Here is a 13,810-nt window from a genome sequence, read left to right as displayed (position 1 = left end):
CGTATCCGGGTCTTATTGCGTTCGCCAGCAATTCGTAGGTACCGACCGTTGGTCGGTACCCGCGCGCAAGCGCGGCACACGCGCCCGGAGACCAGGCAACGCGGCGTGCACCGTCTGACCGACGCTGACCACCGTCGGAAGCTGCATGCCAAGGTTCATGCCGCCGGGGCTGACGGCAGCCGACCAACGGTCGGCTCTACGCTCTGGAACGTCGGTGGGGAGCGGGGCTGACGGCAGCCGACCAACGGTCGGCTCTACGCTTCGGAACATCGGCGGGGAGCGGGGCTGACGGCAGCCGACCAACGGTCGGCTCTACGCTTCGGAACATCGGCGGGGAGCGGGGCTGACGGCAGCCGACCAACGGTCGGCTCTACGCTTCGGAACATCGGTGGGGATCGGGGCTGACGGCAGCCGACCAACGGTCGGCTCTACGCGGGTTCGTCGGGGATCAACATGTCCGCCAGCCGGGCGATGCAGTCCTTCAACTGCAGTTTGCGCCGTTTGAGGCGCTTGGCCTCCAGCTCGTCATCGCCGTTGGCGGCCATGCGCTGGATCTGTTCGTCCAGCATGCGGTGTTCCTGCCGGAGCTCGGCAAGGCGGGCGCTGATCTGCTCGGGTGTCAGGGTATCCACGGTCTCGAGCATACACATCCGCGATGATGCCCGGGAGTGAACGCAGTCACTTCCTGGCGGCCGTGGCGGTCGGCGCGAGCCGGTAGAATGAAGGCCATGAGTGTCGTCCTTGCCCTGCCCGATCCCGTCCCGCGCGCCCGCGATCCGCGCGCGGCCGACGCCGTGCAGGACAAACTGGCGCGGCGCCTGCGCCGCCAGGTCGGCCAGGCCATCGCCGATTTCGGCATGATCGAGGACGGCGACAAGGTGATGGTGTGCCTGTCCGGCGGCAAGGACAGTTACACCCTGCTGGACGTGCTGCTGCAGCTGCAGAAAAAGGCGCCCGTGCGCTTCGAGCTGGTCGCGGTGAACCTGGACCAGAAGCAGCCGGACTTCCCCGCGCACGTGCTGCCCGCGTACCTGGCGTCGATCGGCGTGGCGTACCAGATCATCGAGCAGGACACCTATTCGGTGGTCAGCCGGGTGATCCCCGAAGGCCGCACGATGTGTTCGCTGTGCTCGCGCCTGCGCCGCGGCGCGCTGTACCGCCATGCGGCGGAAAACGGCTTCAGCAAGATCGCCCTCGGCCACCACCGCGATGACAGCGTGGCCACGTTCTTCCTCAACCTGTTCCACCACGCCAAGCTGTCGGCGATGCCGCCCAAGCTGCGCAGCGACGACGGCCGCCACGTGGTGATCCGCCCGCTGGCCTACGTGGCCGAAGACGATATCCGCGCGTATGCGCAGGCGCGCGCGTTCCCGATCATCCCGTGCAATCTGTGTGGCAGCCAGGACACCCTGCAACGCCGCCAGGTCGGGCAGATGCTGCAGCAGTGGGAGCAGCAGCACCCCGGCCGCATCGACCAGATCGCCCGCGCGCTGGGCACCGTGGAGCCTTCGCAGCTGGCCGATCCCACGCTGTTCGATTTCATGGCGCTGGGGCGTGTCGACGCCGCAACGCCGCCTGTGCCGTCGGCCTGGACCGACGGTGCGCCCGCCGACAACGGCGGCGCGTCCGGGCTGTCCTGAGCCGGCCAACACCCCGCCTTCCCTTCACCTCTATTCCGGACTTCCATGTTCTTTCGCAACCTGACGCTGTTCCGCTTCCCGACCGCCACCGATTTCTCCGAGGTAGATACGCTGCTGCCGCAGGTGCTGCTCAAGCCGGTCGGCCCGCTCGAAATGAACTCCCGTGGTTTCATCTCCCCGTTCGGCCGCGAGGAAAAGACCGTGTTCTCGCACCGCATCGGCGATGCGCTGTGGCTGACCGTGGGCGGTGAGGACAAGATCCTGCCGGGCGCGGTGGTCAACGACCTGCTGGCGCGCAAGCTCGAGGAAATCGAGGAGAAGGAAGGGCGCAAGCCCGGCGGCCGCGAGCGCAAGCGGCTCAAGGACGACCTGCTGCACGAACTGATGCCGCGTGCGTTCGTGAAGAGCTCGCGCACCGACGCGCTGATCGACCTGACCCACGGCTACGTGGCGGTGGACAGTTCCAGCCGCAAGACCGGCGAGAACGTCATGTCCGACATCCGCGGCCTGCTCGGCAGCTTCCCGGCGATGCCGCTCAACGCCGAAGTGGCGCCGCGCTCGATCCTGACCGGCTGGATCGCCGGTGAAGCGCTGCCGACCGGGCTGAGCCTGGGCGAAGAGTGCGAGATGAAGGACCCGGCCGAGGGCGGGGCGGTGGTCAAGTGCCAGCACCAGGAACTGCGCTGCGACGAGATCGACAAGCACCTGGACGCCGGCAAGCAGGTGACCAAGCTGGCGCTGGTGTTCGAGGACAACCTGTCCTTCGTGCTGGGCGATGACCTCATCGTGCGCAAGCTGAAGTTCCTGGACGGTGCGCTGGACCAGCTCGAACACGCCGACGACGATGGCCGCCGCGCCGAACTGGACGCCCGTTTCGCCCTCCAGAGCGGCGAAGTGCGGCGCCTGTTCCTGTTGCTGGAAGAGGCCTTCAAGCTCAGCAAGGCCGACTGACGCCCGGGCGCCGCCCCCGGGCGGCGCCTGAACAGCGCGCAGTCATGCGCCGGCCACCACCGGCGCTATGCTGTACCCATGTCTGGATTCCTCCGCCGCCTTATTTCGCCGGCTGCCCCCACCCTGCAGCGCGACACGGTACGACTGCGCCTGGAAGACGCCGAGATCGATGTGCTGCGCGTGCGCGACCCGCGTGCGCGCCGGATCAAGCTCAGCGTGGACGAGCGCGGCGTGCGCCTGACCCTGCCGCCACGGGCGAGCCTGGTGATGGGCGAGCGGTTCCTGGAACAACACCGCGACTGGCTCTCAACCCAGCTGCGCAGCTACCAGGCGCAGAACCTGCCGGCACCGCTGGTGATCGGGGAACCCGGGCAGCTGCCGTTGCGCGGCGAGCTGCTGCCCCTGCGCTGGGAAAGCGGCCGCTACGCGCACCTGCAGGTGGACGCCGATGGCGCGTGCCTGCACTGGCCGGCACGTGGCACCGATGCCACGCTGCGCCGCACCCTTCGCGAATTCTATGAGGCACAGACCCGCGCCGACGTGGGCCGGTGGCTGCCGCGCTACCTGCCCGGCCTGCCGCGCGCACCGGCGCGCCTGCGGCTGAAGGTGATGTCCTCGCAGTGGGGCTCGCTGGCCCCGGACGGCAGCATGGCGCTGGACCTGGCGCTGGTGCTGGGGCGGCCGTCGGCGTTCGAGTACGTGCTGGTGCATGAGCTCTGCCACCTGATCCAGGCCAACCACTCGCCAGCGTTCTGGGCCGAGGTGAGCCAGCGCTTCCCGGACTGGCATGCCGAGCGGGATTACTTCCAGCTCGAAGGCCGGCGCCTGAAAGCGATGCTGCGGCAGCTGCTGACCCCGGCAGCGTAGCGCCACGCCATGCGTGGCGGCTGTTGGCGGCGGTGCATGCGCCCCCGCGGTCGGCGTAGGTGGGCGTCATCGTGAGTGCGTCGGCAGGCAACGCGATAGGTGGCTGCGGATGCACGGCCGCGCTGGCGCGCGGTCTCCACGCATGGCGTGGAGCTACGGGGTGGCGATTGGCTTCGGTGGGGCTGTGCGGCGTTGGCGAGGGCCGGCGTGGCGGCTCTTTGCGGTGATGCATGCACATCCGTGGTCGGCGTCCGCGGGTGTCATTGCGGGTGCGTCGGCAGGCCACGCGATACGGTGGCTGCGGATGCGCGGCCGCGCTGGCGCGCGGTCTCCACGCATGGCGTGGAGCTACGGGGACTATCGGCTTCGGTGGGGCCGTGCGGCGTTGGCGAGGGCCGGCGCCGTTTCTTGCGCTCCCTAGCGCCGTGCGCGGGTGCTGGCCGCCTGCGCCCAGCGCTCGGCCACGCGGGGGGCGGTGATGCACACGGCCTGGTCGGTGACGGTGGTGACCGCGCGCTCCAGCAGCTGGATGTCGGCTTCGTGCTGACGCGCCACGTGCGGGTCCTCGAAGAAGATCGCGCGCTGGCAGTCGCCTTCCAGCACCCGGTCGGCGATCTGCGCATCACCGCCCATCGGGCCGCTCTGGTAACGCTGCACCCACGCCTGGTCCTGGGGCCAGCCGCGGCTCCAGGCCAGTTCGTTGAGGCGCTGGCCGGTGGTGCCGGTGCCGACCCGGTGGCGGAACCGCGACAGCAGGTCGAAATGCGTGTCGGCGAAGGCCAGGATCGCCGGCTTCATCGCATCGTGCGCGATCAAGGCCAGCGTCTGGTGCTCGAACGCGTGCAGATCGTCCGCGCCGGGATCGGCCGCCAGCCCGGCATGCACGCGCTCCACCTCCACCCAGTCGCGGGCGGTGGCCACGGTGGAAATGAAGGGCTTGCCGTGGATCACGCACTGGCGCTTGAGTGCGGTGGCTTCGGGGAAGATCGAGGATGGGTCGACCGGGTCCATCAGGTAGATCGCCCCGTCCAGGGTGCGTTCCGGGGAGCCCATCCCGACCACTTCGGCGACCAGCTTCATCAGGCCGCCCTGGCGGCCGTTGGGGTAGCGCTGCAGCGGGGCGAACTCCGGCAGGAAGCCCAGGCGCTGGATCGCATCGAAGGTGCGTCCGACGGCGTGCAGTTCCACGCCCAGTTCGCGCAGCCCGCCGTCGCAGGCGCGCAACCAGCGGAACAGGGCGGCGTGCTTGTCGTGGTGGTGCAGGCGGTTGGCGGCCAGGCCGATGCGCATGGGACGGGATCCGGTACGGGGAAACGGCATTCTATGTCGCTTCCAGTCGGCCGAAAGGGGGATGACCATCACGGGCCTTCACGCGTTTTCGTATTAGTTGCATGGTTCGAAGGCGGGCCATAACCGACAGTGACGGTCGTCAGTCAATCAGGAAGTCCTGTCATGACCCCCGTCAAAGCCAACTACTCCGTATCGGTCAATCCCTCGGTCACCGACCGCAGCGCCCGCATCCGCGCCTTGGGCCGCTTGCTGCGGCACGCAGCCAGCGGCGACGCGGACGTGCTGCTGGCCGGCCTGGCGCGCATGCTGGACGCCCATATCGGCAATGAACGCGCCGATGATGCCAGCAACGAACGCATCCGCGACCAGCTCGATGAGATCGAGCTGCTACTGGCCTTGGAGATCGAGCGTGCCGGCGTGCGCGCGGCCGCGCCGCTGTCAAAGGCGGCCTGAGGAGCAGCCGGGCATGGCCCGGCTCTACCCCCGCGCCGGTAGTGCCGGGCCATGCCCGGCAACCAAGACCCACCGCAACGAAGCCGGTAGTGCCGGGCCATGCCCGGCAACCACAACCCACCGCAACGAAGCCGGTAGTGCAGGGCCACGCCCGGCAACCACGACCCACCGCAACGAAGCCGGTAGTGCCGGGCCATGCCCGGCAACCACGACCAAGCGCCACGAAGCCGGTAATGCCGGACCATGCCCGGCAACCACGACCCACCGCAACGAAGCCGGTAGTGCCGAGCCATGCCCGGCAACCACGACCAAGCGCCACGAAGCCCGTAGTGCCGGGCCACGCCCGGCAACCACGACCAAGCGCCACGAAGCCGGTAATACCGGGCCATGCCCGGCAACCGCGCACAGCGCGCCCCGGTCACACCCGCCGCGCTATACCGACAGCAGCTGCGCGATGCTGGCTGCCGCGTCACGCCCCTCGGCCACGGCGGTTACCACCAGGTCGGCACCGCGCACCGCGTCGCCACCGGCGAACAGGCGGGGGTGGGCGGTCTGGAACGGCAACCGGTCGCGGCCGCCGGCGATGATGCGGCCGTTGTTGCCGGCCTCCACGCCCAAGGCGGTCAGCCAGCCCGGTGCGGTCGGCGAAAAACCGAACGCGATGATCACCACGTCCGCTTCGAGCAGCGATTCGCTGCCTTCGATCGGCACTGCGTTGCGGCGACCCTGTGCATCGGGTTCACCGAGCTGGGTCTCCACCACCATCACCCCGATCACCTCGTCATCGGCGCCGGCTTCGATCGACAGCGGCTGGCGGTTGAACAGGAAGCGCACGCCTTCCTCGCGGGCGTTGGCTACTTCGCGCGCCGAGCCGGGCATGTTGGCCTCGTCGCGGCGGTAGGCGCAGGTGACCTTGGCCGCGCCCAGGCGGATCGCGCTGCGCACGCAGTCCATGCCGGTGTCGCCACCGCCCAGCACCACCACGCGCTTGCCCTCCAGGTCTGGCAGGGCGATCTGGTCTTCCCAGCCGGCGATCGGCCGGCCGTGGGCGTCGCTGCCACTGACGATGCGGCTGTTCTGGACCAGGAACGGCAGCGCCGGCAGCACGCCCTTGAGGTCCTGGCCGAGCAGGCCGCCATCGGTGTAGCGGTAGGCGCCGGTGCCGATGAACACGGCGTCGTACTCGGCCAGCAGCTCGTCCATGCCGACGTCGCGGCCGATCTCCACCCCGAGCCGGAACTGCACGCCCATGCCTTCGAGCACGTTGCGGCGGCGGCTGATCACCGCCTTGTCCAGCTTGAAGCTGGGGATGCCGAACTGCAGCAGCCCGCCGATCTGTTCATAGCGGTCGTACACCACCGCCTGGATGCCGGCGTGGGCCAGCTTGTCGGCGCAGGCCAGCCCGGCCGGACCGGCACCGATCACCGCCACGCGCTTGCCGGTGGGCTCCACGGCGGTCATGTCCGGGCGCCAGCCGGTGGCCAGCGCGGTGTCCACGATGTACTTCTCGACCGCCCCGATGGTGACCGCGCCGAATTCCTCCAGCGTGCAGCTGCCCTCGCACAGGCGGTCCTGCGGGCACACCCGGCCGCACACTTCCGGCAGCGGGTTGGTCGAATGGCACAGCGTGGCCGCTTCATGGATGCGGTTTTCCTGCACCAGCTGCAGCCACTGCGGGATCGCGTTGTGCACCGGGCACTTCCAGCTGCAGTACGGGTTGCCGCAATCCAGGCAGCGCCCGGCCTGGAACTGCGCGTCTTCCTTGCCGAACTTGCCGTACAGCTCGCCCCAGTCGCCGGAGGTGCGCAGTTCGACCGGGATGCGCTGCGGCATCGTCCGGGGCAGATCGAGGAACTGGAAAGCTTGCTTGCGGCTCATGGCTTGCTCTGTGTTGGGTGGCGTCGCCGGCCAGCGGCCGGCATTACAGCGGGGGGATGTGCGGCGCCGGCGTGGTGGCCGGCGCCTCGACCCCGGTCAGGCAGCGCGGCGCAGCGAGTCGGTGAGCGATTCGATGCTGGCGGCCTTGGGTTTGACCAGCCAGAACTTGCCGACGTAATCGCGGAATTCATCGAGGATCTGCTGCGCCCAGATGCTGCCGGTCAGTTCGCGGTGGCGGCTGATCAGCGTATGCAGGTGCTGGCGATGGTTCTCGAAGCCCTCGGCCGAGATGCGGTGGATGTCGATCAGTTCGTGGTTGTAGCGGTCCACGAAGTCACGGTCGATATCCAGCACGTAGGCCAGGCCGCCGGTGAAGCCGGCGCCGAAGTTCAGCCCGACCTTGCCCAGCACCAGCACGATGCCGTCGGTCATGTACTCGCAGCAGTGGTCGCCGGCGCCTTCGATCACCGCCAGCGCGCCGGAGTTGCGCACGCCGAAGCGCTCGCCGGCCCGGCCCGCGGCGAACAGCTCGCCACCGGTGGCGCCGTACAGGCAGGTGTTGCCGATGATCGCGGTGTTGCGCGCCTCGAAGCGTGCGCCGCGCGGCGGGCGTACCACCAGGCGGCCGCCGGCCATGCCCTTGCCGACGTAATCGTTGGCTTCGCCTTCGACCTCCAGCTGCAGGCCGCCGACGTTGAACGCGCCGAAGCTCTGCCCGGCGGTACCGCGGAAGCGCAGCGTGAGCGGGGCATCGCTCATGCCCTGGTTGCCGTGCGTGCGCGCGATCTCGCCGGACAGGCGGGTGCCGATCGAGCGGTCGGTGTTGTGGATCAGGAAGCGGTGCTCACCGCCGAGCTTGCCGGCGATGGCCGGCGCGAGCAGGCCGTCCATCTGCGTGGCCAGGCTGTCCGGCGATTCGTACAGGCGCTGCGCGGCGCAGTGGCTGCCGGCGTATTCGGCCGGGTTGAGCAGGCGCGACAGGTCCACCTTGACCCCCGAGCGCGGCGAGACCTCCAGCTGCTGCAGCAGGTCGGTGCGGCCGACGATCTCGTCCAGCGAGCGCACGCCCAGGTAGGACAGCCAGCCACGCACTTCCTCGGCCAGCAGGCGGAAGAAGTTCTCCACGCGCTCGGGCAGGCCGGTGAAGTACTGCGCGCGCAGGCGCTCGTCCTGGGTGGCCACGCCGGTGGCGCAGTTGTTGAGGTGGCAGATGCGCAGGTACTTGCAACCCAGCACGATCATCGGCGCGGTGCCGAAGCCGAAGCTGTCCGCGCCCAGCAGCGCGGCCTTGATCACGTCGAGCCCGGTCTTCAGGCCGCCGTCGGTCTGCAGCAGGGTGCGCCCGCGCAGGTCGTTGGCCACCAGCGCCTGGTGCGACTCGGCCACGCCCAGTTCCCACGGCACGCCCGCATAGCGGATCGAGCTGACCGGGCTGGCGCCGGTGCCGCCGTCATGGCCGGACACGGTGATCAGGTCGGCGCCGGCCTTGACCACGCCGGCGGCGATCGTGCCCACGCCGGCATGGCTGACCAGCTTCACCGAGACCAGCGCGGTCGGGTTGACCTGCTTGAGGTCGTAGATGAGCTGGGCCAGGTCCTCGATGGAGTAGATGTCGTGGTGCGGCGGCGGCGAGATCAGGCCGATACCCGGCTTGGCATAGCGCAGCCGTGCGATCAGTTCATTGACCTTGTGCCCGGGCAACTGGCCGCCTTCGCCGGGCTTGGCACCCTGGGCGACCTTGATCTGCAGCACTTCGGCGTTGACCAGGTACTCGGCGGTGACGCCGAAGCGGCCCGACGCCACCTGCTTGATCTTGCTGCGCTTCTCGGTGCCGTAGCGCACCGGGTCTTCGCCGCCTTCGCCGGAGTTGCTGCGCCCGCCAAGGCGATTCATCGCGATCGCCAGCGCTTCATGCGCCTCGGGCGACAGCGCGCCCAGGCTGATGGCGGCGGTGTCGAAGCGGCGGAACAGGTCTTCGGCCGGGGCCACCTCGTCCAGCGGGGTGGGCGTGGGCGCGGCCTTGAGCTGCAGCAGGTCGCGCAGCGCCGACACCGGCCGGCCATGCACGGCCTCGCAGTAACGCTGCCAGTCCGCGGCCTCGCCGCTGCGCGCGGCGCGCTGCAGGGTCATGACCACGTCCGGGTTGTACATGTGGTATTCGCCGCCGTGCACGTACTTGAGCACGCCGCCCACGTCGGGGCGCAGCAGGTCGTTCCAGGCACGCACGGTGAGTTCGCGGGCTTCGTCGTCCAGGCGGGCGAAGCCGACGCCGGCCACGCGCGAGGCGGTGTCCGGGAAGCACAGGTCGACGACCTCGTCATCCAGCCCGACGATCTCGAACAGCTGCGCCCCGCGGTAACTGGCCACGGTACAGATGCCCATCTTGGAGATGATCTTGGACAGGCCCTTGTAGATGCCCTTGCGGTAGCGGCGACCGATCTGCGACTGCTCGCCGCCCTTGCTCAGCTGCAGGATGCCGCGCCGGCCCAGGTCGAACAGGGTCTGGTAGGCCAGGTACGGGTACACCGCGGTGGCACCGAAGCCGAGCAGGCAGGCCATGTGGTGCGCATCGCGGGCGGTGCCGGTTTCCAGGATCAGGTTGACGTCGCAGCGCAGCCCGGCGTTGGACAGGTGGTGGTGCACCGCGCTGGTGGCCAGCAGGGCATGCACCATCGGGCGGTCGGCGACCGGGTAGCGGTCGCTCAGCAGCAGCATCACGATGCCCTCGCGCGCGGCCGCCTCGGCCTCGGCGCAGATCCGCTCGATGCCGGCCTTGAGGCCTTCCTCCAGGCTGTAGGACAGGTCGATCAGCCGGTTCTTCTCGACGTACTGCTCCATCTTGATCAGCTGGCGCAGCTTGCGCTGGCTGAGCACGGGCGAATTGAGGATGACGTGGTTCACCGTCTCCGCGCCGGCGTGGAAGATGTTGGTCTCCTTGCCGAGCTGGGTGGACAGCGACATGACGCAGTCTTCGCGCAGCGGATCGATCGGCGGGTTGGTGACCTGCGCGAACGCCTGGCGGAAGTAGTCATACAGCGGGCGGCTGTGCTGGCTGAGCACCGCCATCGGCGTGTCATCGCCCATCGAGCCGGTGGCCTCCTGCTCGGTCTCGGCCAGCGGGCGCAGGATCTGCTCCACTTCCTCGCTGCTGAGCTGGAACAGCTTGTGGTAGCTGCGCAGGGTGCGCTCGTCGAAGGGTTCCTCGACCAGCGACGGATCGATCAGCTCGGTCTGCAGGTAGGTCACGCCCTGCTGCAGCCACTGCTTGTACGGGGCGCGGCCGCGGTTGATGCGGTCGATGGCGTCCGAGTCGAGCAGGTCGCCGCGTTTGAGGTCGATGGCCATCATCTCGCCCGGGCCCAGCTTGCCCTTGCGCACCACGCGCTCGGCCGGCACTTCCCACACGCCCGCCTCGGAGGCGACCAGGAAGTGGCGGTCGGAGGTCAGCATCCAACGCGCCGGGCGCAGCCCGTTGCGGTCCAGCGTGCAGGCGGCATAGCGGCCGTCGCAGGCGACGATGCCGGCCGGGCCGTCCCACGGCTCGCTGTTGAGGCCGTAAAACTCGTAGAACGCGGCCAGGTCGGGGTCCTTGAACTCCAGCGACTGGGTGGCCGGCGGCACCAGGATGCGCAGCGCCTGGATCAGCTCCATGCCGGCACTGACCATCAGCTCGAGCATGTTGTCCAGGCTCTGCGAATCCGAGCCGTGCATGGAGATGACCGGGTTGAACTCGCCGATGTCGAAGCGCGGCGTCTGCCACACCTTGCTGCGCGCCTGCGCCCAGCGGCGGTTGCCTTCGATGGTGTTGATCTCGCCGTTGTGGGCGAGCATCCGGAACGGGTGCGCCAGCGGCCAGCGCGGCAGGGTATTGGTGGAAAAGCGCTGGTGGAACACGATGGCGCTGGAGGCCAAGTCGTTGCGCTGCAGGTCCACGTAGAAGCGGCTCAGCTTGTCCGGCAGCACCATGCCCTTGTAGCTGATCGCATTGGGGCTGAGCGTGGTGACGTAGTAGTCGGCGTGGTCGCGCAGCTGTTGCTCGCTGCGGCGGCGGGCCAGGAACAGGGCCAGGGTGAAGGCGGCCTCGTCCTGCGCGGCACCGGCATCGACGAAGACCTGCTCGATCCGCGGCAGGGTGTCACGCGCCAGTTGGCCGCAGACGCTGGGGTCGGTCGGCACCAGGCGCCAGCCGACGGGCTGGCAGCCGGCAGCGCGCAGCTGCTGTTCCAGGGTGTCGCGACAGGCCTGTGCGGCGTCGTCGTCGTGCGGCAGGAACACCACGCCGGCGGCGAACCGCGCCCCCAGGGTGAGCCCGGCCTCGGCGGCGAGCGCCTTGAGGAACACGTCCGGGCGGCGCAGCAGCAGGCCGCAGCCGTCGCCGGTGACACCATCGGCGGCGACACCGCCGCGGTGGGTCATGCGCGACAGCGCGGCAATGGCGGTATCCACCAGCAGTCGGGACGGCTGGTCATCGAGCTGGGCGACCATGCCGAAACCACAGGCATCGCGCTCATCTTGCGGGTCGTAAAGCCCTTGGCGGTTGCGGGGGGCCATCTCTGCCTCAAAGTCGGGTGAGCGGCGACACTCGTCCCCGCTCACTCCGTTGAGCGCATCTGGAGGCACCGGATGACTCGACTAGATCACAGTTGCTGCAACGCCGCAATACACGGTTGCAGGCGCAACCAAACCCCTTTAATTACCGCCTGGAATTGCCTTCCAGGCGGCCCTGTTCAGCCGCAGCGCAGGCCGCTGATCGCGCCCTTCTCATCGACTTCGATATTCAGCCGCTCACCGACGAATTCCATCGTGGTGGCATCGGTGGGCTTGAGCACGCGCAGCTGCTTGGCGCTGGCGTCCTGCTGGGCCTGGTTGCCCACGGCGTCGGAATAGGCCTGGCCGACCAGGCTCTGCACCTGGGTGGCGTCGCACTCGCCGACCGGGGGCGCTTCCAGCGCCTTGCCTGCTTCATCGGTGGGCGCGGCGGCGGCTTCGGCAGCCTTCTGCGCATGGGTGGCGATGGCTTCCTGCTCGTCCATGGGCGGTGCCTGGCAGGCGGCCAGGGCCAGCAGGGTGGGGAACACGGCGACAAGGCCGATGGAACGCCGCAGGCGGCGGAACGACAAGGACGGCATCGAGACTCCGGACATCGAACCAGGGAAACCTTGGAGGATATCGCCAAGCGGGGCGTGAGGTGTTCGTGTTGCGTTATTGACGCCGCCTCGCACCGATAACCGGTATCACTGCCTGCCCTGTCCGTTGCCGCCGCCGATGAGCCCGAGCCGTTCCCCTGCCACCCCCGAAGCCGCCGCCGCCCGCGAGGCCGGCCTGCGTTACGTCAGCGACGAGATGCCGGGCCTGCAGCGCCGCCGCGCCGGCAAGGGCTTCAGCTACCGCGATGCCGACGGCGCGGCGGTGCGGGACGCGGCCACGCTGGCGCGGATCCGCGCGCTGGCGATCCCGCCGGCCTACACCGACGTGTGGATCTGCGCGCTGCCCAACGGCCACCTGCAGGCCACCGGTCGCGACGCGCGCGGGCGCAAGCAGTACCGCTACCACGCCGACTGGGCGCGGGTACGCGGCGATGGCAAGTTCGACCGGATCATCGCCTTCGGCACGGCACTGCCCGCGCTGCGCCGGCGCCTGCGCCGCGACCTCAAGCTGCCCGGCTTCCCGCGCGACAAGGTCCTGGCCATCGTGGTCGCCCTGCTGGCGCAGACGCTGGTGCGCGTGGGCAATGAGGTATACGCCCGCGACAACCGGTCCTACGGACTGACCACGCTGCGCAACCGGCACCTGGCGCTGGTCAAGGGCGGGCGTGCGCAGATGCGCTTCCGCGGCAAGTCCGGACAGGCGCATGAGGTGGACGTGGATGATCGCCGCCTGGTGACGCTCATCCGCGGTTGCCAGCAGCTGCCCGGGCAGGCGCTGTTCCAGTATCGCGATGATGAGGGTGCGGTGCAGCCGGTGGATTCGAGCATGGTCAACGACTACCTGCACGACGCGATGGGCGAGGATTTCAGCGCCAAGGACTTCCGCACCTGGGGCGGGACGCTGGAAGCCATCCGCCAGCTGGCCGTCACCGAGCTGCCCGAACCCTCCAGCGAACGTGCGCTGGCGGCGTTGCAGAAGCAGGTGGTGTGCGAGGTGGCGACCCTGCTGGGCAATACGCCGTCGGTGTGCAGGAAGTCCTACATCGACCCGTGCGTGTTCGATGGCTGGCGCGCCGGCTCGCTGAAGGCGCTGGCAGGGCTGCGCGGCGAGCGGCAATGGGAGCAGGCGACCTTGAAGGTGCTCAAGGCCGCACGGCGCACGGTCAAGCGCGCGCGGGCGGCCTGAACGGGGCGATCAGCCGCAGTAGAGCGCGGTGATGTTGTTGGTGCCGCCGGTTTCGATGGTGAGGCGCTCCCCGCCCGTCTCCGCGCCCGGGGTGGCGTTGGCCGCGCCGCTGGCGGTGGGGCCGCTCTCGCCGCGCTGGCCGCGCACCACGTTGACCTGCAGGCTGTCGCTGTCCACGCGGGCGCGTTCGACGGTGGCCGCCGAGGCCGCCAGGCCGACGGCACCGCGCACCTTGTCGACATGGCACTGGCCGGAGATGACGCCGTCGATCGGCTGCACCTGCGCGATCGGGGTACTGCTGCAGGCGGACAGGGTGGCGAGGGCGGCGAAGGCGATCAGGGTGCGGTACATGGGGGACTCCAGCAGGTTTTCAGGCCTGCAGCGTGCCGCTGCACGCG

Annotated in this window: 11 protein-coding genes; 5 read left to right on the top strand and 6 right to left on the bottom strand. The window is 69.4% G+C overall.

The features are described from left to right. Positions 1-428: 428 nt before the first annotated feature. Positions 429-644, bottom strand: coding sequence for a YdcH family protein (locus AC06FD_RS12130; RefSeq protein WP_394164386.1), 216 nt, complete (start codon positions 642-644; stop codon positions 429-431). Between the two features lie 75 nt (positions 645-719). Here AC06FD_RS12130 and ttcA point away from each other — a divergent pair, with 75 nt between their 5' ends. The 3 genes from ttcA (at position 720) to AC06FD_RS12115 (ending at position 3,458) form a co-directional block, all read left to right on the top strand. Next, positions 720-1,640: a tRNA 2-thiocytidine(32) synthetase TtcA gene (gene ttcA / locus AC06FD_RS12125; RefSeq protein WP_394164387.1), complete on the top strand. Its 921-nt coding sequence runs from the start codon at positions 720-722 to the stop codon at positions 1,638-1,640. A 45-nt stretch (positions 1,641-1,685) separates the two neighbouring features. Beyond that, on the top strand, positions 1,686-2,591 hold the full coding sequence (locus AC06FD_RS12120) for a recombination-associated protein RdgC (protein ID WP_259207887.1): 906 nt from the start codon (positions 1,686-1,688) through the stop codon (positions 2,589-2,591). A 78-nt stretch (positions 2,592-2,669) separates the two neighbouring features. Continuing rightward, a complete protein-coding gene (locus AC06FD_RS12115; protein WP_259207886.1) occupies positions 2,670-3,458 on the top strand; it encodes a M48 family metallopeptidase in 789 nt (262 codons plus the stop codon). A gap of 417 nt (positions 3,459-3,875) precedes the next feature. Here AC06FD_RS12115 and AC06FD_RS12110 read toward each other — a convergent pair whose 3' ends face one another. After that, entirely contained in the window at positions 3,876-4,748 is an 873-nt protein-coding gene (locus AC06FD_RS12110) for a methylglyoxal synthase (RefSeq protein WP_478077935.1), read from the bottom strand. A gap of 162 nt (positions 4,749-4,910) precedes the next feature. Between AC06FD_RS12110 and AC06FD_RS12105 the strand changes: the two genes are divergently transcribed. Further along, complete coding sequence (locus tag AC06FD_RS12105) at positions 4,911-5,201, top strand: hypothetical protein (protein ID WP_478077934.1); 291 nt, start codon at positions 4,911-4,913, stop codon at positions 5,199-5,201. 432 nt (positions 5,202-5,633) lie between these two features. Here the strand turns inward: AC06FD_RS12105 and AC06FD_RS12100 are convergent, their stop codons facing one another. The 3 genes from AC06FD_RS12100 to AC06FD_RS12090 all read right to left on the bottom strand — a co-directional run bounded on the left by AC06FD_RS12100 (position 5,634) and on the right by AC06FD_RS12090 (position 12,208). Beyond that, positions 5,634-7,079, bottom strand: coding sequence for an FAD-dependent oxidoreductase (locus AC06FD_RS12100; protein WP_478077933.1), 1,446 nt, complete (start codon positions 7,077-7,079; stop codon positions 5,634-5,636). Positions 7,080-7,175: 96 nt separating this feature from the next. Further along, on the bottom strand, positions 7,176-11,630 hold the full coding sequence (gene gltB, locus AC06FD_RS12095; protein WP_478077932.1) for a glutamate synthase large subunit: 4,455 nt from the start codon (positions 11,628-11,630) through the stop codon (positions 7,176-7,178). 176 nt (positions 11,631-11,806) lie between these two features. Continuing rightward, entirely contained in the window at positions 11,807-12,208 is a 402-nt protein-coding gene (locus tag AC06FD_RS12090; RefSeq protein WP_478077931.1) for an I78 family peptidase inhibitor, read from the bottom strand. A gap of 136 nt (positions 12,209-12,344) precedes the next feature. Between AC06FD_RS12090 and AC06FD_RS12085 the strand changes: the two genes are divergently transcribed. Continuing rightward, complete coding sequence (locus tag AC06FD_RS12085) at positions 12,345-13,412, top strand: DNA topoisomerase IB (RefSeq protein WP_478077930.1); 1,068 nt, start codon at positions 12,345-12,347, stop codon at positions 13,410-13,412. Positions 13,413-13,421: 9 nt separating this feature from the next. Here the strand turns inward: AC06FD_RS12085 and AC06FD_RS12080 are convergent, their stop codons facing one another. Continuing rightward, a complete protein-coding gene (locus AC06FD_RS12080) occupies positions 13,422-13,763 on the bottom strand; it encodes a putative periplasmic lipoprotein (RefSeq protein ID WP_259207874.1) in 342 nt (113 codons plus the stop codon). Positions 13,764-13,810: the final 47 nt, after the last annotated feature.

The sequence above is a fragment of the Stenotrophomonas sp. Steno-Z1 genome, assembly GCF_056393175.1.
This window is presented reverse-complemented; position numbering and strand designations above follow the sequence as displayed.

What these genes read in the sequence shown, in the direction of transcription:
- AC06FD_RS12130 (WP_394164386.1), bottom strand. Translation starts at nt 644, where the DNA reads ATGCTCGAGACCGTGGATACCCTGACACCCGAGCAGATCAGCGCCCGC.
- ttcA (WP_394164387.1), top strand. Translation starts at nt 720, where the DNA reads ATGAAGGCCATGAGTGTCGTCCTTGCCCTGCCCGATCCCGTCCCGCGC.
- AC06FD_RS12120 (WP_259207887.1), top strand. Translation starts at nt 1,686, where the DNA reads ATGTTCTTTCGCAACCTGACGCTGTTCCGCTTCCCGACCGCCACCGAT.
- AC06FD_RS12115 (WP_259207886.1), top strand. Translation starts at nt 2,670, where the DNA reads ATGTCTGGATTCCTCCGCCGCCTTATTTCGCCGGCTGCCCCCACCCTG.
- AC06FD_RS12110 (WP_478077935.1), bottom strand. Translation starts at nt 4,748, where the DNA reads ATGCGCATCGGCCTGGCCGCCAACCGCCTGCACCACCACGACAAGCAC.
- AC06FD_RS12105 (WP_478077934.1), top strand. Translation starts at nt 4,911, where the DNA reads ATGACCCCCGTCAAAGCCAACTACTCCGTATCGGTCAATCCCTCGGTC.
- AC06FD_RS12100 (WP_478077933.1), bottom strand. Translation starts at nt 7,079, where the DNA reads ATGAGCCGCAAGCAAGCTTTCCAGTTCCTCGATCTGCCCCGGACGATG.
- gltB (WP_478077932.1), bottom strand. Translation starts at nt 11,630, where the DNA reads ATGGCCCCCCGCAACCGCCAAGGGCTTTACGACCCGCAAGATGAGCGC.
- AC06FD_RS12090 (WP_478077931.1), bottom strand. Translation starts at nt 12,208, where the DNA reads ATGCCGTCCTTGTCGTTCCGCCGCCTGCGGCGTTCCATCGGCCTTGTC.
- AC06FD_RS12085 (WP_478077930.1), top strand. Translation starts at nt 12,345, where the DNA reads ATGAGCCCGAGCCGTTCCCCTGCCACCCCCGAAGCCGCCGCCGCCCGC.
- AC06FD_RS12080 (WP_259207874.1), bottom strand. Translation starts at nt 13,763, where the DNA reads ATGTACCGCACCCTGATCGCCTTCGCCGCCCTCGCCACCCTGTCCGCC.